Genomic DNA, 21,773 nt, shown 5'->3' with positions numbered 1-21,773 from the left:
ACATGACCGAGGAAGTTTTGGATTGGAAGGAAGCCATTGCCAGGGTGCTCAACAAGCGCGACATGTACGTCAAGCTGCTTGCCAAGTTTATTGAAACGGAGCGCGACACCCCGTCAAAGGTGGCTCAGGCCCTGAAGAGCGGCAACATGGAAGAAGCCCGCAACCTTGTGCACAGCACCAAGGGAGCAGCCGCCAACTTGGGGGCCAAGGCGCTGGCCGCCGCTGCGCTTGAGCTTGAAATGGCCGTCAAGGCCGGGGCAGATACCGACCGCGCCATGAACCATTTTTCTTCCGCGCACATGGACACGCTTGTGACCATGCACGCCTTTATGACGCAGTAGGCTGGCTTTGCTGAAGAAGTCGTGCCCCTCCGCCGGAATGTCCGGCAGAGGGGCTTTTTTTATGGGCGGCAGACATGCGCGGGCCAGCGTGGACAGGCGCAGGCTGCAAGGGGTCAGTGCTGGCCCAGTTTCAGGCGGGGACTTCCTGCATAGCTTGATGCGATAAGAAACACTGGGGGGCGGGGTGGAAGTTCTTTTACAAAAGGCCCCACTCGGCAGCATAGCTCAATGATTAATAGTCTGCCCACCGCCCTAGGGGCAGAAGCATTCGTGCGTTTCGTCCATGAACTGCTCAAGCTTTGCCACAGCCTTGCGCAGTTCGTTTTCAACCTGCTGGTGTTTCTCCGGCGTGTCGCGAAAGGCTGGCAGGGAGACGCTCATGGCGCAATCCACGCGCCCGGCAAAGGTAACAGGCACAGCATAGCAATGCAGCTGCGGGTTGATTTCGCCAATATCTCGGGCAATGGCCCCCTGTCGTACCCCTTGCAGTTCTTCCAGAAAAGCGTCCATGTCAAAAGGCTCGGTGCAAAGCTCCCCGGCAAAAAGGGCGACCACTTCCTCCCTTTTGCACTGGCTGAGCAGCGCCTTGCCCAGAGCTGTTTTGCGGGCGGGCATGCGCGAACCAACGCGGGAAATGATCTGGATAGGCTCGCGAGAATCCACCTTGGCTATGTACAGCACCTCGGTATGGGAGAGGATGCCCAGCTGGCAGATTTCGGCGCAGGCGTCCACCACCTGTCGCATGCAGGCCTGCGCCTGTGCCATAAGGGGGTCTTGCGTGCGAAAACCCTCTGAAAACAGATACAGGCCCCGGCCCAGTTCATACCGGCCCGAGAGTTTGTCTCTGCGAACAAAATCATGCCGTTGCAGTGTTTCAAGAATGGGCGAGATCGTCCCCTTGCTGCTGCCGATGCACAGGGAAAGCTGAGTAAGCGTGAGGCCGTGTTCTGCATCAGCCAGGGCTTCAAGAAGTGAAATGACCCGCTGGGTCGGCATGTGGACGGTTGGTTTATGTTGGTCTTGCATGACCTGTGTTTTGCACGGAAAAGCAATTTTTTCAAGAAAGGGTCAGGGGGATGCTTGACGCAGATTGTTTGTCCGTATAGTTTGTATTTACGTATTGAGTTCGTATATACAAACAAATGGCTGCAATCCTGAAAAGAGGGTGACCAAATGGGAACAACGGGTGCTCTGATTATTCTTGGCGTAACGATCGTCGGCATTGTGGTGCTGTGCGTGCGTTACAGGGTTCATGCATTTTTGGCGTTGATGGCCGCCTGCGCCTTTTTGGGGATTGCCAGCGGTATGCCCCTGGGTGCCATTGGCTCGTCCATTGAAAAGGGCATGGGCAATACCCTGGGCTTTCTGGCCCCCATCCTCGCGTTGGGCGCGTTCATGGGCAAAATGCTCGAGGTTTCGGGCGGCGCACAGCGGCTTGCCAAATCGCTTATTGGCGTTTTTGGTCAGACCAAGGCCTATTGGGCCATGCTCATCATCGGCTACATTTGCGGCATCCCCGTGTTTGCCCAGGTGGGCATGGTGCTCTTGATGCCCCTGGCCTTCTCCATTTCCAAGGAATCCAAGCTTTCCATCCTGCTGGTGGCGCTTTCTCTCTACACTGGCCTGCTGGTTGTGCACTGCGTTGTGCCGCCGCACCCCGCCGCCATGGCCATTGCCAAGGAACTGAACGCCGATGTGGGCAAGGTGATTCTTTACGGCCTCATCCTGGTGGTGCCCGGCGCCGTCATCGGCGGCCCCATCTTTGCCAAGTACATCAGCAAGCGCATCATTGTGCCGCTGCCTGAAGGGGCCGTTACCACCGTTATCAGCAAGGATGGCCGTGATTTGCCCAATTTTGGCGGAACCCTGCTGCTGACCCTGCTGCCGCTGATCCTGATGATCGGCAAGACCGTGGTGGAATTTTCTTCCAGCAAGGATGCAGCCTACATGCCCCTGGTAGAATTTTTGGGCCATCCTGTGATCGCCCTGTTCATTTCCGCCGTGGCTTCACTGATCTTCCTCGGCGTGAAGCGGGGCTTCAGCTCCATTGAACTGAGCGGTTTCTGCGACAAATCGCTCCTGCCCATGGTTTCCATCCTGCTGGTCATTGGCGCTGCGGGCAGCTTCAACAAGGTCATCATGGATTCCGGCATGGGTAACGTTCTCAAGGACGTACTGGTCACGCTCAACATGCACCCGGTCATCATGGCCTGGCTCATTGCGTCCATCATGCGCTTTGCATTGGGCAGCGCCACCGTCGCCATGATGACGGCTGCGGGCTTTATCAGCCCCGTGCTGGCCGTGCATCCTGTTGACCCTGCGCTCATGTGCATTTCCATCGGCGCTGGGGCCATCGGCTGGTCGCACGTTACGGACTCCGGCTTCTGGTTCTTCCGCGAATTTTTGAACATGTCGGTCAAAGACATGTATATGTCCTTCACGTTGTCCGGCTGCATTGTGTCGATCATTACGGCGATATTCTGCTACCTGGCCTCGTTTGTTATCTAACTGAGCTATACGGAGATTATGATGAAATATATAACGCCCACACTTACCGCGCTGAAAAGCAAAACAGAAATCGACGTGCAGTCGTGCCTCAAGCACTACGACTTTCTTATCAATGCCGGTATTGACGGCGCGGCCATATTCGGCAGTTCCGGTGAATTTCCGCATCTTTCTGTTGAGGAACGCAAGAGCCTGATTTCTGCGGCCATCAAGCATATCGACCGCCGCATGCAGGTGCTGATCGGCACTGGCGACATGCGGGTTGAAGAATGCGTCGCCATGTCCAACTTTGCTTTTGAGCAGGGCGCGGACGGCGTGATGGTGGTGGGGCCGTGGTATTTTGCCCTCACCGATGCGGATGTGATGAGCTACTTTGGCGCTGTGGCGGAGCAGGTGCGCGGCAAGGTGTACATCTATAACTACCCCGACCGCACCGGATACAGCATCTCGCCCAGCGTGGTGCTTGAACTCGCGCGCCGCTATCCCAACATTGTGGGCATCAAGGACACCATCCCCGACATGGCGCACACGGTGGAGCTTATCCAGACCGTCAAGGGCAACATCCCCTCGTTTGAAGTGCTGAGCGGCTTTGACCATAACTTTGCGTCAAACGTTCTGGCTGGCGGCGATGGCTGCATTGCGGCTGTGTCCAACGTGCGGCCCGACCTGTGCGTGGCCTGGCGCGATGCCATGAAGGCCCGTGATTTTGACGGCACCATGAAGTATCAGCAGTTGTTCAACCGCATTGTGGGCGTGTACGGATTCTCCTCGCCCTTCATGGCGGCCATGAAAGGCCTGCTTGTGGATGCGGGCATTTTTGCCTCTGCCACGGTTGCGTCCCCCTATCAGGAGGCAACCTCTGCCCAGATGTTTGCCGTGCGGGAATTCATGCGCGGCTTTTAGGGCACTTCCTGCGTGAAATGCCCCAGATGGAGCAATCGGCGTTGGTTACGCTGACGCCGTCTCGGTTTCAGGTGCGCTATAAGGATGCAAAGGGCGGCCTTCCCTCTGGCCGCCCGCTGAAACCGGCAACTTCTCAACAAAGAGAGTATGCTATGTCCATTGCAGATATTTACGCCAATCCGCAGAACGATGTATATGATATAAAGACCCACGCTTCCGGCCCCAAGGGTTCGCTGCCGCTCACTGGCGACATGCTGCGCGAGCTGCCCTGCGGCGATATTTTCGGCATGACCCTGGATGCGGGTATGGGCTGGAAGCCCGAAGATATTCTTGGCCCCAACGTGCTGATCATCAGCACCCTTGGCGGCAAGCGCAACGATGACGGCACCCCCGATGCCCTGGGCCTGCACGTCGGCCACTGGGAGCTGGGTTTGCAGATTTCCGCCGCCAGCAAGGAGATCAAACAGCAGAAGGGCGTACCTTTTGCCTCATACGTGACCGACCCCTGCGACGGACGCACTCAGGGCACAACCGGCATGTATGATTCCCTTCCCTTCCGTAACGATGCGGCCATGGTTTTCCGCAGGCAGATCCGTTCCCTGCCCACCGTTGGCGCTGTAATCGGCGTTGCCAGCTGCGACAAGGGCCTGCCCGCAACCATGATGGCCCTGGCCTCCATGCACGACCTGCCCTGCGTACTCGTGCCCGGCGGTTCGACCTTGCCCCCCACCGATGGTGAAGACCTCGGCAAGGTGCAGACCATCGGCGCGCGTTATTCCAACAACGAGCTGAGCCTTGAAGACGCAGCCCGCCTTGGCTGCCGCGCCTGCGGTTCCGCCGGTGGCGGCTGCCAGTTCCTTGGCACGGCCGGAACCTCGCAGGTTGTGGCCGAAGGCCTTGGTCTGGCCCTGCCGCACACGGCCCTTGCCCCCTCTGGCGAACCCGTGTGGGTGGAAGTGGGCCGTCAGTCGGCCAAGGCCGTGATGGGCCTGCTGAAAAAAGGCATCACCATCAAGGATATCATCACCGACAAGGCCATTGAAAACGCCATGATGGTGCATGCGGCCTTTGGCGGGTCCACCAACCTGCTGCTGCATCTGCCCGCCATTGCCCATGCGGGCGGTTGTCACCGTCCCACGGTGGAAGACTGGGCGCGCGTGAACAGCAAGGCCCCCCGTCTGGTCAGCGTGCTGCCCAACGGCCCTGTGTATCATCCCACTGTCCGCGCCTTTATGGCGGGCGGCGTGCCGGAAGTCATGCTGCATCTGCGCGATCTCGGCCTGCTGCACCTGGACGCCCTCACTGTCACCGGTCACACCGTGGGCGAAAATCTTGAATGGTGGGAAAAGAGCGAACGCCGCGCGCATTTCCGCCGCATGCTCAAGGAGCTGGACAACGTGGAGCCGGACGATGTGATCATGTCGCCCGCCCGCGCCAAGGAGCGCGGCCTGACCTCCACCATTACCTTCCCCGTGGGCAACATTGCGCCCGAGGGTTCGGTCATCAAGTCCACGGCCATTGACCCCTCGGTTATCGATGCTGACGGAGTGTATCGGCACACTGCGGCCATCAAGGTTTTCACCGCCGAGCCTGACGCCATCAAGGCCATCAAGGCCGGAAAAATCGAAAAGGGCGATATGCTGGTGGTTATCGGCGGCGGCCCCTGCGGCACCGGTATGGAAGAAACCTATCAGCTTACCTCGGCGCTCAAGCACCTGTCATATGGCAAGTATGTGTGCCTGCTGACGGACGCGCGTTTCTCCGGCGTCTCCACTGGCGCGTGCGTTGGCCATATCGGGCCGGAAGCACTGGTGGGCGGCCCTGTTTCCAAACTGCGCGACGGCGATATTGTGGAAATGGTCGTGGACTGCAACAAGCTGGAAGGCCGTGTCAACTTTATAGGCACTGACCCGCTGCACCCCCTCACGCCCGAGGAAGGTGCCAAGGTGCTTGCCGGGCGCGAAACGCACCCCGGCCTCAAGCCCGCGCCCGCCCTGCCTGACGACACCCGCCTGTGGGCGGCCTTGCAGGCCGTGAGCGGCGGCACCTGGGGCGGCAGCGTGTATGATGTGGACAAGATTGTCACAGTGCTCGAGGCTGGTAAAAAAGCCCTGGGCATGTAACAGCTCCATAGAGCCTTGATAATGAAAAGGGCCGCTCCGTAATCCGGGGCGGCCCTTTGGCATATACAAATAAAAAAAGGCTATGCACCCGAAACCTGTAGCACAAAGCGGCGCACGTTACGTATTTCTTCGCACAGGGCGGGATAGTCGAAGCGGGTAAAGCGTCCGTCCTGATACAGCACCTCGCCGCCCACCATGGTCATGCGGGTTTCCATGCCCGTGGCCGCGTACACAAGGTGCGACACTTCATTATACATGGGTTGCAGGTTTGGTTCGCTGAGGTCAAGGGCCACGCAGTCGGCTGCCTTGCCAGGGGCCAGCGAGCCAAGGCGCTCATCGTGCATGGCGGCAGCGCCGCCGAGGGTCGCCATATCCAGAACCTGCCCGGCTGGCAGCAGGGTAGGGTCAAGGCCCGTGAGCTTGTGCAGCAGGGCGGCACGGCCCATTTCAGAAAACATGTTCAGCCGGTTGTTGCTGGCAGCGCCATCTGTGCCAAGGCCCACGTGCATGCCACGCGCCAGCATGGCCGTCACAGGAGCAGCACCTGAGGCCAGCTTCATATTGGACGAAGGATTGTGGGCCACCACGGCCTTTTGCCGGGCCAGCAGGTCAAGCTCCGCCGAGGTCACATCCACCACATGGGCAAGGGTGCAAGGCACGTCAAGCAGGCCGAGGCTGCGGCAGTATTCCGTTGGCCTTTTTTCCTGGGCAGACAGGCATATCTGCGTTTCTGACGGGGTTTCCGCCAGATGAATGTGCAGGGGCAGGGCAAGCTCCTGCGCGAGGTCGCGGCAGGCGGTCAGGATTTCCGGTGTGGTGGTGTAGACGCTGTGCGGGTTCACGGCCACACGCAGGCGGTCGTGATTGCGATATTTTTCCGCCAGAGCGCGGGTGGCGTCAAGCGCTGCTTCCGGCCCCGGGAAAGCCGCAGAGGGAAAGGCAAAAACCGCTTCGCCGCCCAGACAGCGCAGGCCTGCCGTGTCGGCGGCCTCAAAGACCGACTCTTCAAAAAGGTACATGTCCACACAGGCAGTGGTGCCCGTGCGCAGCATTTCCGCGTAGCCAAGCAGGCTGCCCAGGCGCACCATTTCCGGCGTCAGTTTTTGCTCCACTGGGAAGATACGCTGGTTCAGCCAGTCCATGAGCGGCATGTCATCGGCAAGGCCGCGCAGAAAGGTCATGGCCGCATGGGTGTGGGCGTTGACGAGGCCCGGCAGAACGAGCATGTTTTCAAGGTGCAGAGTGTTGGCGGACTGCCAGTTCTGGACAATCTCGGCGGTGGGTCCGACTGCGGCAATCAGTCCCTTGTCGATGGCCAGAGAGCCCTTTTCTATAACGCGGCGCTGCTCGTCTTGTGTGACGATGCAGGCGGCATGGAGCAATGTGTCACAGTGGTGCATGGTTTCTCCGCAGACAGGTTGGCGTAATATCTCTATTAATGACGCGATATTTCAGGTGTAGCTCCCTGGCTCGCGCTTGGCAAGATCCCTTGCCGCACCGGGTGGAATGACGGTGAACAGCATGCGTTGTCTGGTTTTGCACGGCCTTGCGGGAAGCCCTTTTGAGGTGCGCCCTGTGGCCGATGCCCTTGAAGCTGCGGGGCATGTTGCCGTGTGCCCGGTGCTGCCGGGGCATGCCGCCTTGGAAAAGGAATATCTGGCAAGCTCCTACGCGCTGTGGCTTGACTGTGCCCGCGCAGCCTATCTTGACCAGTGCGCAGACGGCCCCGCGCTGCTGGCGGGGTACTCGCTGGGCGGGTTGCTGGCTCTGGATATTGCCGTAGAGGCCGCCGAGGGGCGGCTTCCGGCCCCGGCGGGCCTGCTTCTGCTGGCAACGCCGCTTTTCTTGTGGCGCTTGCATCCCCTTTTTCTTGCCGACTGGCGCATGCCCCTGCTGCCCCTGTGGAGCCGCTTGCAACCTGTGCGGCGGGTGCCGCCACGGTCTGCGGCGAGCAGGGCCGTTGCCCCCTGGCAAGGGCACGAAACCCTGTGTTCGTACAGCCACTTGCAGCAATTGGCGCTGGCGCAAAAAAGGGTGCGGGCGGCTCTTGGCGGGATATCTGTGCCGCTGTGCGCCGTGCAGCTGTATAGTGATGGCGTATGCCCGCCTTTCAATTCCAGTTTTTTAGTTGAACAGTGCGGCGCGGCTGATGTGAGGCTGCATCTTTTGCGGGTAACAAGCCCCCACGGCGGGCATTTGCCAACAACGCACGTGGAAAGCCGCGAGCGCGTGGCCGCCATTGCCGTGGCCTTTGCCAGCGAAGTGGCGACGGGAAAGGCTTGCAAGATTGCGCCGCAGCGTATATAGAAATTCGCTGGCATTGCCCGAAAATCGGGCGAGGGCAACGTTTTGCCCTTGCCGATGTCGGGTGGTACTTTTTTAATGCTATACCCACACCCTATGGAGGTGCGTTTTGTTTGAATCCTTAGCTTATGCCATGGGCACTCCCCAGGCCGGGGCGGCTCCCGCCAGCGGACAGGAAATGCTGATGCAGTTTCTGCCCCTCATCGTCATGTTTGTCATTTTCTGGTTCCTGCTCATCCGTCCCCAGCAGAAGCGGGCCAAGGTTCACAAGCAGATGCTGGCTGAACTCAAGCGCGGCGACCACGTTATGACCTCAAGCGGTCTGCTTGGCCGTATTCTTGAGATCGACGATGAACAGGTGCTTCTTGAGAGCGGCGAAGCCAAGGTGCGTGTTTCGCGCGGCTCCATCGGCGGCGTTGTGCCTGTCAAGGGCGGCAAGGACACCAAGGAAGAAAAGTAGCAGGTCGCTTTTGCGGCTTGTGTCTGCCTCTGCCAGGCGGGCAAAGTGCATGGCCCATGAGCTGGACTGGCGCTCGCCGGATCGGCTCAAGGGCTTTTGCCTCTTGACGTGCCCGGATTTTCGGGTCTTCGGAGTTTCCGGCTTTGTCGGTAGCCCTGCGGCTGTCCCTCATGGGGATAGCCGCGCGGTTGCGGCAAAGCTTAATCTGTTGTGTGGAAGGTGAACGATGGGTCTGCTCTGGCGCTTGTCCATAGCCATCATGGTTTTTGTGTTGTCCCTTGTTTACGCGCTCCCCAGCGTTCCCTATCTGGGAACAGCTCTTGAGCGCGTTCTGCCGTCGAGCAAAATCAATCTCGGCCTTGACCTCAAGGGCGGCATCCATCTGACGCTTGGCGTTGACGTTGCCAAGGCCGTGAGCAATTCGCTGGCCCTGACCGGGCAGGATTTGCGCCGCGTGGCCGAAGATGAAAAGATTGTTGTGCTGCGCCCCCGCGTGGTGGGCGGCACCGCTCTTGAATTTGTTCTGCCGCGCGCAGAAAACGAACCGCAGTTCCGCGAGCTGCTGGCCCGTCACTTTCCGCAGTTGAGCGTGGGCGAACCCCAGGCTGGCGAAGCGGGCCAGTTGCGCTATGTGGCTCGTTTTAGTCCGGCGGAAGTCAAGCGCATTGAAGATCTTTCGCTTGATCAGGCCCTGCGCACCATCCGCAACCGTATTGACCAGTTTGGCGTGGCCGAACCCGATATCCGCAAGCAGGCTGGCAACCGCATTCAGGTGCAGTTGCCGGGTATTTCAGACCCGCGCCGCGCCGTGCAGGTCATCGGCCAGACCGCTCACCTCGAGTTCCATCTGGTGCGCGAGGATGTAGACCCCGGCAAGGCTGTGCTGCCCCCTGGCGTGATCGCGCTGCCCATGCTGGAGAAAAACCCCGGCCAGCAGCAGAAAGAAACGCTCATCGCTGTTGAAAAAGACGCCATGCTCACCGGCGAAGACGTGTCGGACGCCCGGCCCGCCTTTGACAACATGAACCAGTCGTACGTCACCCTGAATTTTAATGCCCGCGGCGCGCGTATCTTTGAACGCGTGACTGGTGAAAGCGTGGGCCGCCGCATGGCTATTGTGCTTGACGGCAAGGTGTATTCCGCACCTTCCATCCGCGAGCGCATCGGCGGTGGCAAGGCCAGCATCTCGGGCAGCTTCACCACTGCCGAAGCTCAGGATCTTGCCATTGTGCTGCGCGCAGGTTCGCTGCCCGCGCCCGTCTCCGTGCTTGAAGAGCGCACGGTCGGCCCCTCGCTGGGTCAGGAAGCCATCGACAGCGGCCTTCATGCCGCCATGGTTGGCGCAGTGGGCGTGGTGCTGTTCATCGGCATCTACTACGGTTTGAGCGGCCTCATCGCCGACGTCATGCTCTGCTTTACCATGCTCATTGTTATGGCGGGCATGGGCGCTTTTGGCGCAACCCTGACGCTGCCGGGCATAGCAGGTATCGTTTTGACCATCGGTATGGCGGTTGACGCCAACGTGCTGATCTACGAGCGCATACGCGAGGAAATACGGCTGGGCCTCACCCCACTTGCCGCTGTGCGCGCGGGTTTTGACCGCGCGGCCATTTCCATTACAGACTCCAACCTCACGTCCATCATCGTGACCGTCATCCTGTACCAGTTCGGCACCGGGCCCATCCGTGGCTTTGCCGTAACGCTTGGATTGGGCATCGTGGCCTCCATGTTTACGGCCATCTTTGTATCGCGGGCTATCTTTGAGGAGTGGGCGCGGCATTGCGGCCCAAAGGGCATCAGCATCTAGAGCATTTCCACTTAGAAATACTTGCTTAACGGCGAAGCAAGTTCGCCTTGCAAGCATTTCGTGGCGCGGATTTTCTTTTCAAAATCCGCGCAGAGCAGACAAACATTTTAATGCTACTCTGCTCTAGCGCGCCGGGAGGCAATTATGGGTTTCGCATTTATCAGACACGACACCAAGTTTGATTTTATTGGCCTGCGCCATTGGGCATACGGTATTTCGGCCTTGCTGATTCTGGTGGGCATTATCTCCACCATGTGGGGCAACGGCCTCAAGATGGGCATCGACTTCGCGGGCGGCGTTATTGTTCAGATCCAGTTTCAGCAGCCCGTGAAAGACGAAGCATTAAAGAAGAGCCTTGAAGTTCCCGCACTGCCGGGCATCACCACCCAGAAGTTCGGCGATGGCGACAGGGACTATCTGCTGCGTTTTTCCAATTCGGAAAACAGCGACGCAACGCAGGTTCGTACAGCTGTTGTGGATTCTCTGGCAGCTGCCTTCCCGGACAACAAGGCTGAAATTCAGCGCCTTGAAGTGGTCGGCCCCAAGGTTGGCGCAGACTTGACCAACAAGGCACTGAGCGCGCTTTTTTACGCAGTTTTGCTCATTGCCGTGTATATCTCCGGCCGGTTTGAACAACGCTGGATGGCTGGCGCGGCCATGGCTGCGGCATTGTGGGGCGGCACCTATCTTGTCGGCCTTACCGGGCTTGGCATGGGCTGGCTTGTGCTCATCTCGCTTGCCATCACCCTTGTGGTGTGCTTTGTGCTGCGGCTCAACTTCGCGCTCGGCGCTGTTGTGGGCCTGCTCCACGACGTGGGCATCACCATGGGGCTGCTCTCGCTCATGAAGGTTGAGGTTGACCTCAACGTTATGGCGGCTCTGCTGACCCTCGTGGGCTACTCGCTCAACGATACCATCATCGTTTATGACCGCCTGCGCGAAAACCTGCGCGCTGCGCCCGAGCTGAGCATGGCTGATCTGATTAACCGCAGCGTTAACCAGACCCTTTCGCGCACCATCCTCACCAGCGGCACGACCTTTTTGGCAACGCTTTCCCTGTTCCTTGTGGGCGGCGGCGTTATCCATGATTTCGCGTTGACGGTGCTTATTGGCGTGGTTGTGGGTACGCTCTCTTCGATCTACGTGTCTTCTGCTGTGCTGCTGGCACTTGGTGATACGGATTTTTATGTTGCCCTTGTGCAGCAAAAAGGACGATACGAGCGCCCTGGCGAACACGGCGTTGTGTAGCCTTTGTTGCAAAGCGCAGAGCTGCTTTGCCTGAGATATTAGTGAAAACCTCCGGTTGCCAGAGCAGCCGGGGGTTTTGTTTTTCAGTCATAGGCATTGTACCGCTGTGCATCGGTAATGAAAAAAGGCATGCTGTGGGCATGCCTTTTTTACAAGTCAGCCGATAAGGCAAACAGAAGCAAAAGCGTCAGGCATCGTGAATTTCCTGCTTGATGACGGCCTCGGCCTTGATACGGTCAAGCAGTTCTGCAAAGGTGGCTTTAACGTGCTCGCGTATGTCGCCCGCCACCACAAGGAAGAGCAGGTCATCGCCCGGTTTGAGAAGACCTTCTTCGGCATGGGCAACGATGGCAAAAATTCCCGGCTGTTTTTCCATCTCGCGGCAGATGGCGTCCATTTTAGCAGTGTCGTGCGAAACTTGCACGGCGGTAACCGGGGCATGATCCCCGCGCGACCATGCGCGCACAACACCGTTGTGCACCAGCATCATACCCACGTGGTCGGCGAAGCCGGGGCGGGCTTTGAGTTCCTGAAGAGTTTTGTTAATATCCATAAAAACCGCCTTGGTTTTATTGGCCAGATCAACACCGTTCAGTTTAGGCTACAACATGGCAGCCTTTGTATAAAGGACTTTATTCATGGCGCATTTATCGCAGTTACTCTCACGCCTGCCGGGCAATATTGATGTGCGCATGAGCACCATGGGCCATGTGGTGTGGGTGAGCTGGCACGACAGGCTCGCCCCCGCCGTAGGCCAGACGCTGCTGAATTATGGCGGCATGCTGGTGGGTGAAGAAGCGGAGCAGTCAATCTGGTTCTTCTTTACTGACGACGTATTTCTGGCTCTGGCTCGGCTGATGGTGTGGGGCAATTTTAACGAACTGCCCGTTGCTATTGAACTGTTCCCGGGGCGGTTGCAGTTCGGGCGCAAGCGCGAGGTCAACCTGCTGCTGGACGGCGCCTTGCAGGCCCAGCAGATCGTTGTGACCGATGCCCTTGAAATCTGGATACATCCCAAGAGCCGCGAGGGTAAAAAAGGCCTTCCTGGCATTACCTTTGAGCGCCGTTCCGGGCGGCAGGGCATGGCGGGTGTGGACTGGGCTTCCATGACGGTTGACGTGCGCATGCCCTACGCCTCCACCCAATCGTGGTTTGCCGTGCTGCACCCCTTGGGCAGCCCGCTCGACAAGGCCTATCAGGTCGGCTGGACGTCCATGTTCAAGCGGCTTGAAGTCCTGCTACAAAAGCACAAGATCAAATCCATCGTGGACAATACGTTCATGATGATTGCCATAGACAACCTGCAGATGCTGCGCACCTTCATGCGCGATTATCTGCACAGCTTTGACAAGGAAAAAAACGAAGCTGCGGGCTACTGGCCCTGTGTAAGCGTGGTTGCCGACCGCAACAACCTGAATTTCAATGCTGATCTGCCCAAGAAAATAGGCTTGCAGTGGGATAATCTCATGCCAGATTTCCCCTACCTGAGCTATCGCAATGCCTATCTGCTGGGCGAAGGATTTACTGTTCGCGATCTGCGTTTTACCGGCGAGCAGATGGCCATGGACAGCTGGTGCAACGTGATGCTGGACGAAAACAGCCTCAGCGGCAGGTCTATTGCGCTGCTGATGCCAAGCCGCCTCACATCGCCCAGCCCTTCTGGCATGGGCTGCGTTTATTGCGGTATTCACAGCCACGATTCGTCAGAATGCCCCACGCGTTTTGGGCCAGCCTCCAATAGTCAGGAAGTATGGGAAAACATCGGGCAGCTGGATCTTGAAGCCATCAATGAAGGGTTCCGCAGCATCGAAATGACGCTGACGGAAAAAGGGGCAGGCGGCTACGGGGCAGTGCTTGGCGGCGAAGACGATGCCGCTTTGGTCCTGCGCGCCGTGCTTGAGATCAATTCTGCCTGCCAGTTGCGCAACGTGCCGAGGCACTGGCTTTACCGCATGCGTGAGCCAGAGCCCAACGAGGCCGTGCCCTCCAAGGATGACAGCCCCGCCTGGGATCTGCTGGACAAGCTCATAGCCACATCTCCGTCTGAAATGTCGGAGATGGAAAAGAAGATAAGCCAGGCAATTTCCCGGCATCAGCGCGACCCGCGTCTGCACATGGTGCAGGCTTTTGCGCACATTGAGCGCAACGATTATCCCCGTGCTGAAGCGGCCTTCCGCAATGCGGCGGTGCTTACGCCATCGCCCGCCTTGCAGGCCTGGACAGAATTTTTTCTTGCACGTCTGGCGGAAGAACAAGGGCAGTTTTCTCAGGCCATAGAACAGTATTCACAAATTTGGCGCGTCATGCCCCAGTGGCGCGAGGTCAAGTACCGCGAAATTGTTTGTCAGGTAAAAATGGGTTTTTGCGAGCCTGTGCTGGATCAGCTTATAACGCTCATTCGCGAGGAGCCGGCGTACTTCAACAGGGTTCTCATAGATCCGGCCCTTGAGCGCGGCCGCCTGCTGATCCTATCAGCCCTGTATGACCTATGGACAGAGGCCAAAAAATGCGCAGACGCCGACCGGGTTCGCGTCAACGAGATCAGTGGCCGCATCAATGCCTGGTTTGCGCCGGAACATCCTGTGCAGCTGCAACTTGGCGAAAAGGTGCGTGAACTGGAAAACCTTGCCAATATCAACAACTACCTTGCCTACCTCAAGGTCGTGGCAGAGCGGCCCAACCTCGAAAGGGAAATGGAAGACTGCATAGCCCGCGAAGTTGAAGATCTCCGCAATCGATACAAGTACTATCTTGATATCCTGCAAGAAATTCGGGATGAAGCCTCCTGGTTTCCCTTCCCTGCGGCCCTGCGGGAGTTCAGCCAGGAATTTAACGAGAGCGCGGGCATCATCAACCGGGCATTTTCGTGCAACTTCAAGGAGGCCGAAGCCTTCAAGCGCGCCCAGGGCGAAACTCCCCACTTGGCAGAATTGCTGCGCAGTCTGCGCAAGCGCCTGCAATTTTTGCGAATGGTGCGCGATGGAACTCTTTTTGGGCTTACCCTGATCAAAACGTTCATGTGGCTGGAGGCCTTGGGGTTGCTGCTCTGTTTTGTTGCGGTGCCGGTGGTCTATTTTTGGGGCGAAACGCTGCGCTTGGGCTGGCTGCGGGATATTCTCGGCTCCGAGCCGTGGTCGATCCAAAAAATTCTGATTCTCATTGTGACCATGGTTTCTCTGGGGACTGCGGCCCTGCGCACGACAATCGTGTTTGACCGCAAGCGTGAGCGCCTGCTTGAGGAAGCGCGCCAGCAGCGTGAGCAGGCGCAGCAAACCCGGCTTGAGCGTATTCGTCAGCAACGTCGGCTTGAGGCGGATCGCGCCCAGAAAAAGAAGGACGCGGAGCAGTCGGGGAAGAAGTAGCTAAATCTGGGCCAGCCTCTTGCATAATTTATCAATAATTGTTATTAATAAATCAAGCACACAAGGAGGAAGCCATGACATCCCTGAAGGATTTTTCTCTTTACAATATAGACTGGAACCTCAGCCCCGAACACGCCGTAACCATGTATTTGGAATGGGGAAATAACGACTGGCATTCAGAGTATCCGCCGGTTCGATCCAAGGAAGACGTGTCCCACTACTTTGTGGTGGACAGCTGGCAGGAGCCGCCTGTTATCCGGCTTGTGAAGCGCAATTCTGAAAGGGCGGACGATCTCATTACCGTTCCTCTGCCTGCGGGTCTGATGGAAGACTATCGCAAGGTTCATGGCTCATGGCGCGGCATAAGCGAACCCACGCCCGAAGTGAAGTCCTGGCTTAAAAAGGAGCTTGGGCAGGATTGATGCCCAGCCCAGGGTGCCCCTGAAGTGCCCAGCGATACAAAGAAATGTTAAAAGGCCCGCGTAAAGCGGGCCTTTCTCGTGACATGGAAGAAAGTTAAAGAGGCGGCGCTAGCGCGCTCCAAAGCCGGGGATGCGGTATCTGTCTTCAAGCCAGCGCAACAGAAATGTCGCCAGTGTGACCATTGCCAGATAGTACGCGCCCACAGCGATAAATACTTCTGTGAAGCGGAACGTGTCAGAGGCAACAACCTTGCCTTCGCCCATGAGTTCAAGGCACGTAACAAGATAGGCCAGCGAACTGTACTTGATGAGATAGATGATCTCATTGCCGCAGCCGGGCAGGGCACGTCTGGCGGCCTGAGGAATAATGATCCACGAGACAGTCTGCCACTGGCTGAAACCAAGCGCCTGGGCGGCGCGCACCTGTCCCTGCCTGATGGAGAGCAGCGCGCCCCGCACATATTCCGACTGATAGGCGGCTGTGCAGAGTGTAAAACTGGTCAGGGCCGCGCCAAAGGGCGAAAAGAAAATGCCGAGCTTGGGCAGAGCGTAATAGATCATCATCAGTTGCACTGCCAGGGGCACACCGCGTATCAGCGAAGTATAGCCGTTGCCGAGGCGGCGCAGCCAGCGCGGCCCAAAAGCGCGGGCGCACCCCAGAAGAACGCCGCCCACAAAGCCGAGGCTACCGGCTGGAATAATGAGCGCAAGCGAAACTAGCAGCCCACGGTTCAGGGCTGGCAGCAGTTCGTTGCTGAAAAAGGCCGCGTCCAGCACTTAGGCCCCCATCTCCAGCAGACGCTGGCAAAAATCGCGGGTACGCGTGTTTGACCCTTCGGCCAGCAGAACGGCGGGCGAGCCCTGCTCAATGAGCTTGCCGTGTTCCATAAAAATAATTTCGGTGGCAAGGGCACGGGCAAAATCCATCTGGTGCGTTGCCATGACCATGGTCATGCCGCCGCTGGCGAGATCGCGAATAACGGCAAGCACTTCGCCCACAAGTTCAGGGTCAAGGGCCGAGGTCGGCTCATCAAGCAGAATAACCTTGGGATCCATGGCGAGGGCGCGGGCCATGGCCACGCGTTGCTTCTGGCCGCCAGAGAGCTGCGCCGGGTACAGGCTTGCGCGGCGGGCAAGGCCCACACGGGCAAGTTCTTCCTGTGCGCGGGCGCGTGCATCGGCAGCAGACATGCCGCGCACCTTGCGCAAGGCTATGGCCACGTTTTCTTCGGCGGTAAGGTGATCAAACAGGTTGAAATCCTGAAAGATCATGCCAACCTGGGCGCGAAAGGCGCACAGTGCGGCCTTGTCCGTGCGGTTGAGCAGCTGACCTTCAAGATAAATCTCGCCGGAATCCGGGGGGATAAGGCAGTTGATGCTTTGAAGAAACGTGCTCTTGCCCGCGCCGGAAGGGCCGATGAGCACCTTGAGTTCGCCCCGGTTCACCGTGAGACTGCAATTATCCAGAATGGGCTTGCCGCCCAACATCTTGGAAATGCCTTTGACCTGCAATACCGCTTGTTGATCCACGCTCATGCTTATCCCATACCCATGCCTTCCATGCCGATCCCTGAGGAATAGCCGGGTACATGGATTTTTTGTTCCAGAAGACGCAACAGTCTCAACACCACCAGCGTCAGCACAAAATACAGCACGCCCGCTGTGGCGTAGAGGGCCAGATGCTCGTGCGTTCTGGCCGCCACAAAGGATGTGCGGGCCATGATGTCCTGTGTACCGAGCACAAAGCAGATGGCCGAATCCTTGAGGAGAATAGAAAATTCGTTGGCCCAGCCAGGGATGGAGAGCCGCATGGCCTGAGGCAAAATAATGGAGCAGATGCCCGTGCTTTCGCGCATGCCAAGGGCGCGCGCGGCATTGAGCTGCCCGTGGGGCAGGCTTTCGATAGCGCCCCTGAAAATCTGCGACTGGTAGGCCGAGCTGGTGCTGCCAAGAACGATACAGCAGATGAAAAATGGATCAATGGAAATACCGATGCTGATGAACAGGCCGTAGCAGAGAAACAGCAGCACCAAAATGGGCACACCTCTGAAAAACCAAACATACAACGCCACCAGCCGCCGCAGCCAGGGGCCGCCATAAACCTGGGCCACGGCCATGGGCACGCCAAGCAGCAGCCCCATTGTCAGCGACAGGGTGACGTTGCCCACCGTAACCAGACTGCCGGACAGAATGGAGGGCAGGGCGTTGTATACCACAAGCAGTGAATTCATGTATGGAGGGTGCCTTTTCCGCACAAGCGCGAACCGTCCGGGTTGCAGGCGGTTCGCGCTTGACGTGTGGGCGCTTGCGCGTCCGTTATTTGCTCAGGTATTTCTGCTGCAGTTCTTTCCAGTAGGGGTCGGCCATAAGCTTTTTATAGCCTTCGTTCACCAGCTTCTGCAGTTCCTTGTCGTCTTTGCGCATGGCAACGCCAAAATTGTCGGGTTCGCCGTGGGTGCCGGCCTTCTTGACGGCGCGGCCATTTTCAATGGCGTTGTTGGCGGGGAGTTCGTCCATCAGGGCAGCCTGGATGCGGCCATTGAGGAGGTCTTCAACCGCAAGGGGGGAAGATTCGTAGAAGCGCAGTTCAAAAGGATATTTCTTTTCTTCCTGCTCTTTTTTGATGTCGTTGGCTTCAGAGGTGCCGCGCTGCACGCCGAGCTGGATTTTTTTGCTCAGAATGTCGGCAGGGGTCAGCTTGGAATCGGCGGGCACAACAAACACGCGCGAAACCGTCCAGTAGGGGTTGGAGAACTGCACAACCTTGGCGCGCTCTCCGGTGATGCTCATGCCGGAGTCAACCATGTCGATCTGCTTGGCGAGCAGGGCAGGGATGATGCCGTCCCATGCCATGGGCTTGTGAACCACTTCAAATCCCATGGTCTTGGCTATCCAGTTCATGGAATCCACGTCAAAGCCAGCGGGCTTGCCAGTTTTTTCATCCATGTAGGCAAAGGGCGGATAGTCGGGGTCAATGCCGTTCACATAGGCCTTTTTGGCAAATGCGGGCACGGCGGCCAGTACGGCGGCCAGCAGGGCGCAGACGAGAAGCTTCTTCATGTTCAATTTCCCCCTCGGAAAGGACAGAACGGACATGCGCCGACACTGCCGCCTGGGGCGGCTGGCGCGCATACCTGCGCGGTTGGAATTTTTTACCAACGCCGCGCGGCCACTGCAAAACAAGGTCTTTCTGTAACAGAAGGAGGACTGTGACGCAAGGGCGATAGCCCGCGTCACAGGGCCGCCGGGGCAGGGGCGGCCCGAAATGTACGAGCCGGTGTCGGCTTTGCCGACCCGAAAGCGAGAGCATTTCGTGAGTATGCGTAAGCCGCAAGGGCGATAGCCCGCGTCACAGGGCCGCCGGGGCAGGGGGTGGCCCGAAATGTACGAGCCGGTGTCGGCTTTGCCGACACGTAAGCGAGAGCATTTCGTGAATATGTGTAAGCCGCAAGGGCGATAGCCCGCGTCACAGGGCCGCCGGGGTAGGGGGCGGCCCGAAATGTACGAGCCGGTGTCTGCCGGTATCGCAGGGGGGATTATTGTGCTTTGCGAAGAAAGAGAATAACATTACATTGTTTGAGTATCTGTGTTTTCAGCAACAGCGCGGCTTGCCGCGCGTAAACGTGGTGCCGGTCCATCGGCACAGCGCCGCTCCTCATGAAACAATATCCCCTCTGGGTCAGGGCGCTTCTGGCTTGTGGGCTTTCCCCGCAAAAAACCCTGCTTTGTCTTGCTGATCTTTTCACCATCCTGGGCACGGCCCTGGTGGTTTTTCTTGTGCGCGCCGCTTTTGGCGACGTGGATTTTTCACAGTATCGCGGGGCATTGCCCTTGTTGATTATGGGGCCGGTGATGGCCGCCGGGCTCGGCCTTTATCAAAGCATAAGCCTGCCTCCGCACCGCGAGCTCAAGGCCTTGTTTCAGCTCACAAGCCTCATGTACGGTATCATTCTGGCCGTGCTTTTCCTGTCAAAAGCAGGCGATACCTACTCCCGAATTGTCATTGCGGGCAGTTGGCTGGCCACGGTCTTTACGCTGCCGCTCATGCGCAGCTATTGCCGCCGCCTGTTTATGCGCCGCCGCTGGTGGGGCAGACCGTTGATAATTTTTGACAGCGGCAACGCCGGGCGTGACTTCTGGCGGTACCTCAAACGCCGCCCCGAGCGCGGGCTGCGCCCGGTAGCCATATATTCTTTGCCCACCACCGAGGACGCCGTGCGCAAACTCTTTGCGGAAACGGCGCAGGCAAAGCCAAAGGCGATGGCCATGATTCTGCAAAAGGCGGATCAGGGGCAGAGCCTTGACTATATTACCGAAGCCAGCCGTTATTTTGAGCGCATTCTTGTTGTGCCTTCGTTCAACGATGGCTTCCGCGCGCACTGGCTGACCCCGCGCGACCTTGGCACTGCCGTGGGCTTGCAGGTACGGCAAAACCTGCGTGACAAGCGCCGCCTGCGGGTCAAAAGGTTTATGGATGTGCTGCTCTGCGCCCTTGGCGGCGTGGTGCTGCTGCCCCTTGGCTTGCTGCTGGCTCTGGCTATTCGCCTAGACAGCAAGGGCCCCGTGTTTTATCGCCAGCGGCGTATTGGCAACGAGGGGCGCGAGATCAGGATTTTCAAGTTTCGCACTATGGTGGACAAGGCCGATATGGTGCTCAGGGAAGTGCTTGAGCACGATTCTGAATTGCGGGCGGAGTGGGAGAAAGACCACAAGCTCAAGCATGATCCGCGCATAACCCGCGTGGGCCGCATTTTGCGCAAGGTCAGCCTGGATGAACTGCCGCAGCTGCTCAACGTGGTCATTGGCGATATGAGCCTTGTGGGGCCGCGCCCCATTGTGCAGAACGAAGTTCAAAAGTACGGCCCGGTGTATGAGGAATACTGCATGGTGCGCCCCGGCATTACTGGGCTGTGGCAGATATCTGGCCGTAATAATACCACCTATGCCGAGCGCGTGGCCTTTGACCACTATTATATCAACAACTGGTCTGTCTGGATGGATTTGTGGATCTTGGCCAAGACGATTCCTGTGGTCATAACCGGGTATGGAGCATACTGATGGGAGAACGCGGCAACAGGCTTAACCGTTTGCTAGATCGTTATGCGGGCATACCTCTGGCGGCATGCAGCGCCGTTGCGCGCCTGGGCAAAAAATCTGTGCCCGATGCAGTGCCGCAGCGTGTGGGCTTTATCTGTCTGGGGGCCATTGGCGATCTGCTGCTGCTTTCAGCGCTGATTACCGCCCTGCGCGAGCGGCTGCCCAACGTACATATTGCCCTGCTTGTGTCCCGCGCCAATGCCGCTACCGTCAAGCTGATCCCTGGTATTGACCAGTTCGCGGCCTTTGCTGTGAGGGATGTTTCCGCAATGGCTGCATGGCTGCGTGAACAGCGTCTGGATGTGCTCATTGACAGCACGCAGTGGGCGCGGCTTGGCGCCATATTGAGCAATCTTTCCAACGCCCGGACCACAGTGGGCTTTGATACGGAAGGGCAGCAACGCGCCTTTGGCTATAGCCTCAAGGTACCCCACCGTAATGACAGGCATGAGGTGGAAAATTTCATGGAGCTGGGCCGCGCTCTGTACCCGGATCTTCAGGGTGCGCCACGCCTGCTTTTGCCGCAGTCGCCTCCGGATGATCTGCCCGCTGAACTTTGCGGCAGGCTGGAACCCACAGGCGAAATAGGCGATGCCTTGCCGCAGAGGGTTTATCTGCACATGTGGCCCTCAGGCTCTAATGCCTGGCTCAAGGAGTGGCCCGCCGACAGTTGGGATGCTCTGTCCAGACTGTTGGGCAGCAAGGGGTTTGAGGTCTACCTGACCGGTGCGCCAGCGGATGCCCCGCGTAATGACGCTTTTTTGCGGGCGCATCCTCAATGCCCTGCTATTTCGCTTGCGGGCAGAACATCACTTGCAGGCCTTGCCTGGCTGTTCAGCCGCGCCTCGGCTGTAGTCTCCGTGAACACAGGCACCATGCATCTGGCAGCCCTTGCAGGCGCACCCACAGTGGGGCTGCATGGGCCGACCAATCCCTTGCGCTGGGGGCCAGTGGGGCGTCATGTGCGCGCACTTTTGCCGCACAAGGGGCCATACGCCTACCTCAACCTGGGTTTTGAATATCCACGGCCCCACACCCCCTGTCTTGATTCGCTGCCAGTGGAGGATGTGGTGGATGCCCTGCACAGTCTTTCGCTCTTTTAGGCAACTAGCAGTAAAAAATTCTCCGTCGTGTGGTCTGCTTGTGGGCAGATGTCTTGCAATGGAGGGAGAAATATTTAAGGGGAAGGGATCATTGATCC

At 58.3% G+C, this 21,773-nt stretch carries 19 protein-coding genes; 12 read left to right on the top strand and 7 right to left on the bottom strand.

Features of this window, described 5'->3' with window-relative positions; translation table 11 throughout:
• The first annotated feature begins 2 nt into the window (after positions 1-2).
• Positions 3-341, top strand: coding sequence for an Hpt domain-containing protein (locus RDK48_RS11175; protein ID WP_298995729.1), 339 nt, complete (start codon positions 3-5; stop codon positions 339-341).
• 252 nt (positions 342-593) lie between these two features.
• Here RDK48_RS11175 and RDK48_RS11170 read toward each other — a convergent pair whose 3' ends face one another.
• Positions 594-1,367 carry an IclR family transcriptional regulator gene (locus tag RDK48_RS11170; protein ID WP_298995731.1) on the bottom strand — a complete coding sequence of 258 codons (774 nt, stop codon included), beginning with the start codon at positions 1,365-1,367 and terminating at the stop codon, positions 594-596.
• A 147-nt stretch (positions 1,368-1,514) separates the two neighbouring features.
• Between RDK48_RS11170 and RDK48_RS11165 the strand changes: the two genes are divergently transcribed.
• The 3 genes from RDK48_RS11165 (at position 1,515) to RDK48_RS11155 (ending at position 5,872) form a co-directional block, all read left to right on the top strand.
• Positions 1,515-2,849 carry a gluconate:H+ symporter gene (locus RDK48_RS11165; RefSeq protein ID WP_298995733.1) on the top strand — a complete coding sequence of 445 codons (1,335 nt, stop codon included), beginning with the start codon at positions 1,515-1,517 and terminating at the stop codon, positions 2,847-2,849.
• A 21-nt stretch (positions 2,850-2,870) separates the two neighbouring features.
• On the top strand, positions 2,871-3,749 hold the full coding sequence (locus RDK48_RS11160) for a dihydrodipicolinate synthase family protein (protein ID WP_240823913.1): 879 nt from the start codon (positions 2,871-2,873) through the stop codon (positions 3,747-3,749).
• Between the two features lie 152 nt (positions 3,750-3,901).
• Positions 3,902-5,872: a YjhG/YagF family D-xylonate dehydratase gene (locus RDK48_RS11155; RefSeq protein ID WP_298995736.1), complete on the top strand. Its 1,971-nt coding sequence runs from the start codon at positions 3,902-3,904 to the stop codon at positions 5,870-5,872.
• A gap of 80 nt (positions 5,873-5,952) precedes the next feature.
• On the opposite strand, the gene RDK48_RS11150 is transcribed toward RDK48_RS11155, so the two are convergent.
• Complete coding sequence (locus RDK48_RS11150; RefSeq protein ID WP_298995738.1) at positions 5,953-7,272, bottom strand: amidohydrolase; 1,320 nt, start codon at positions 7,270-7,272, stop codon at positions 5,953-5,955.
• A 121-nt stretch (positions 7,273-7,393) separates the two neighbouring features.
• On the opposite strand from RDK48_RS11150, the gene RDK48_RS11145 reads away from it, so the two are divergent.
• The 4 genes from RDK48_RS11145 to secF all read left to right on the top strand — a co-directional run bounded on the left by RDK48_RS11145 (position 7,394) and on the right by secF (position 11,691).
• Positions 7,394-8,179: a carboxylesterase gene (locus RDK48_RS11145; protein ID WP_298995740.1), complete on the top strand. Its 786-nt coding sequence runs from the start codon at positions 7,394-7,396 to the stop codon at positions 8,177-8,179.
• A gap of 106 nt (positions 8,180-8,285) precedes the next feature.
• On the top strand, positions 8,286-8,636 hold the full coding sequence (gene yajC / locus RDK48_RS11140) for a preprotein translocase subunit YajC (protein WP_374042273.1): 351 nt from the start codon (positions 8,286-8,288) through the stop codon (positions 8,634-8,636).
• A 226-nt stretch (positions 8,637-8,862) separates the two neighbouring features.
• Positions 8,863-10,443, top strand: a complete 1,581-nt coding sequence (gene secD / locus RDK48_RS11135) for a protein translocase subunit SecD (protein ID WP_298995743.1) — start codon at positions 8,863-8,865, stop codon at positions 10,441-10,443.
• Positions 10,444-10,587: 144 nt separating this feature from the next.
• Entirely contained in the window at positions 10,588-11,691 is a 1,104-nt protein-coding gene (secF, locus tag RDK48_RS11130) for a protein translocase subunit SecF (RefSeq protein WP_298995745.1), read from the top strand.
• Between the two features lie 187 nt (positions 11,692-11,878).
• On the opposite strand, the gene RDK48_RS11125 is transcribed toward secF, so the two are convergent.
• Positions 11,879-12,244 carry a molybdenum cofactor biosynthesis protein MoaE gene (locus RDK48_RS11125; RefSeq protein ID WP_298995747.1) on the bottom strand — a complete coding sequence of 122 codons (366 nt, stop codon included), beginning with the start codon at positions 12,242-12,244 and terminating at the stop codon, positions 11,879-11,881.
• 85 nt (positions 12,245-12,329) lie between these two features.
• On the opposite strand from RDK48_RS11125, the gene RDK48_RS11120 reads away from it, so the two are divergent.
• Complete coding sequence (locus RDK48_RS11120) at positions 12,330-15,053, top strand: hypothetical protein (protein ID WP_298995749.1); 2,724 nt, start codon at positions 12,330-12,332, stop codon at positions 15,051-15,053.
• A gap of 74 nt (positions 15,054-15,127) precedes the next feature.
• Positions 15,128-15,475, top strand: coding sequence for a DVU0772 family protein (locus RDK48_RS11115; RefSeq protein WP_298995751.1), 348 nt, complete (start codon positions 15,128-15,130; stop codon positions 15,473-15,475).
• 108 nt (positions 15,476-15,583) lie between these two features.
• Here the strand turns inward: RDK48_RS11115 and RDK48_RS11110 are convergent, their stop codons facing one another.
• The 4 genes from RDK48_RS11110 to RDK48_RS11095 all read right to left on the bottom strand — a co-directional run bounded on the left by RDK48_RS11110 (position 15,584) and on the right by RDK48_RS11095 (position 18,535).
• Positions 15,584-16,252, bottom strand: a complete 669-nt coding sequence (locus RDK48_RS11110; protein ID WP_298995753.1) for an amino acid ABC transporter permease — start codon at positions 16,250-16,252, stop codon at positions 15,584-15,586.
• The gene (locus RDK48_RS11105; RefSeq protein ID WP_022657985.1) at positions 16,253-17,011 is read right to left on the bottom strand and encodes an amino acid ABC transporter ATP-binding protein; all 759 of its coding nucleotides are present in this window, start codon (positions 17,009-17,011) and stop codon (positions 16,253-16,255) included. It lies immediately after the preceding gene.
• 2 nt (positions 17,012-17,013) lie between these two features.
• Positions 17,014-17,706, bottom strand: coding sequence for an amino acid ABC transporter permease (locus RDK48_RS11100; RefSeq protein ID WP_298995756.1), 693 nt, complete (start codon positions 17,704-17,706; stop codon positions 17,014-17,016).
• 85 nt (positions 17,707-17,791) lie between these two features.
• On the bottom strand, positions 17,792-18,535 hold the full coding sequence (locus RDK48_RS11095; RefSeq protein ID WP_298995758.1) for an ABC transporter substrate-binding protein: 744 nt from the start codon (positions 18,533-18,535) through the stop codon (positions 17,792-17,794).
• A 597-nt stretch (positions 18,536-19,132) separates the two neighbouring features.
• On the opposite strand from RDK48_RS11095, the gene wbaP reads away from it, so the two are divergent.
• Positions 19,133-20,533, top strand: coding sequence for an undecaprenyl-phosphate galactose phosphotransferase WbaP (gene wbaP, locus RDK48_RS11090; RefSeq protein ID WP_298995760.1), 1,401 nt, complete (start codon positions 19,133-19,135; stop codon positions 20,531-20,533).
• Complete coding sequence (locus tag RDK48_RS11085; RefSeq protein ID WP_298995762.1) at positions 20,533-21,675, top strand: glycosyltransferase family 9 protein; 1,143 nt, start codon at positions 20,533-20,535, stop codon at positions 21,673-21,675. Before wbaP ends, RDK48_RS11085 begins: the two co-directional genes overlap by 1 nt.
• Positions 21,676-21,773: the final 98 nt, after the last annotated feature.

Origin of the sequence: uncultured Desulfovibrio sp. (genome assembly GCF_902477725.1) — a bacterium.
Taxonomy (GTDB): Bacteria; Desulfobacterota; Desulfovibrionia; order Desulfovibrionales; family Desulfovibrionaceae; genus Desulfovibrio.
The sequence above is the reverse complement of the archived record's forward strand: the minus strand, read 5'-3'. Positions and strand labels throughout refer to the sequence as shown.

Coding starts and splice junctions, on each gene's coding strand:
- RDK48_RS11175 (WP_298995729.1), top strand. CDS start 3: ATGACCGAGGAAGTTTTGGATTGGAAGGAAGCCATTGCCAGGGTGCTC.
- RDK48_RS11170 (WP_298995731.1), bottom strand. CDS start 1,367: ATGCAAGACCAACATAAACCAACCGTCCACATGCCGACCCAGCGGGTC.
- RDK48_RS11165 (WP_298995733.1), top strand. CDS start 1,515: ATGGGAACAACGGGTGCTCTGATTATTCTTGGCGTAACGATCGTCGGC.
- RDK48_RS11160 (WP_240823913.1), top strand. CDS start 2,871: ATGAAATATATAACGCCCACACTTACCGCGCTGAAAAGCAAAACAGAA.
- RDK48_RS11155 (WP_298995736.1), top strand. CDS start 3,902: ATGTCCATTGCAGATATTTACGCCAATCCGCAGAACGATGTATATGAT.
- RDK48_RS11150 (WP_298995738.1), bottom strand. CDS start 7,272: ATGCACCACTGTGACACATTGCTCCATGCCGCCTGCATCGTCACACAA.
- RDK48_RS11145 (WP_298995740.1), top strand. CDS start 7,394: ATGCGTTGTCTGGTTTTGCACGGCCTTGCGGGAAGCCCTTTTGAGGTG.
- secD (WP_298995743.1), top strand. CDS start 8,863: ATGGGTCTGCTCTGGCGCTTGTCCATAGCCATCATGGTTTTTGTGTTG.
- secF (WP_298995745.1), top strand. CDS start 10,588: ATGGGTTTCGCATTTATCAGACACGACACCAAGTTTGATTTTATTGGC.
- RDK48_RS11125 (WP_298995747.1), bottom strand. CDS start 12,244: ATGGATATTAACAAAACTCTTCAGGAACTCAAAGCCCGCCCCGGCTTC.
- RDK48_RS11120 (WP_298995749.1), top strand. CDS start 12,330: ATGGCGCATTTATCGCAGTTACTCTCACGCCTGCCGGGCAATATTGAT.
- RDK48_RS11115 (WP_298995751.1), top strand. CDS start 15,128: ATGACATCCCTGAAGGATTTTTCTCTTTACAATATAGACTGGAACCTC.
- RDK48_RS11105 (WP_022657985.1), bottom strand. CDS start 17,011: ATGAGCGTGGATCAACAAGCGGTATTGCAGGTCAAAGGCATTTCCAAG.
- RDK48_RS11100 (WP_298995756.1), bottom strand. CDS start 17,706: ATGAATTCACTGCTTGTGGTATACAACGCCCTGCCCTCCATTCTGTCC.
- RDK48_RS11095 (WP_298995758.1), bottom strand. CDS start 18,535: ATGAAGAAGCTTCTCGTCTGCGCCCTGCTGGCCGCCGTACTGGCCGCC.
- wbaP (WP_298995760.1), top strand. CDS start 19,133: ATGAAACAATATCCCCTCTGGGTCAGGGCGCTTCTGGCTTGTGGGCTT.
- RDK48_RS11085 (WP_298995762.1), top strand. CDS start 20,533: ATGGGAGAACGCGGCAACAGGCTTAACCGTTTGCTAGATCGTTATGCG.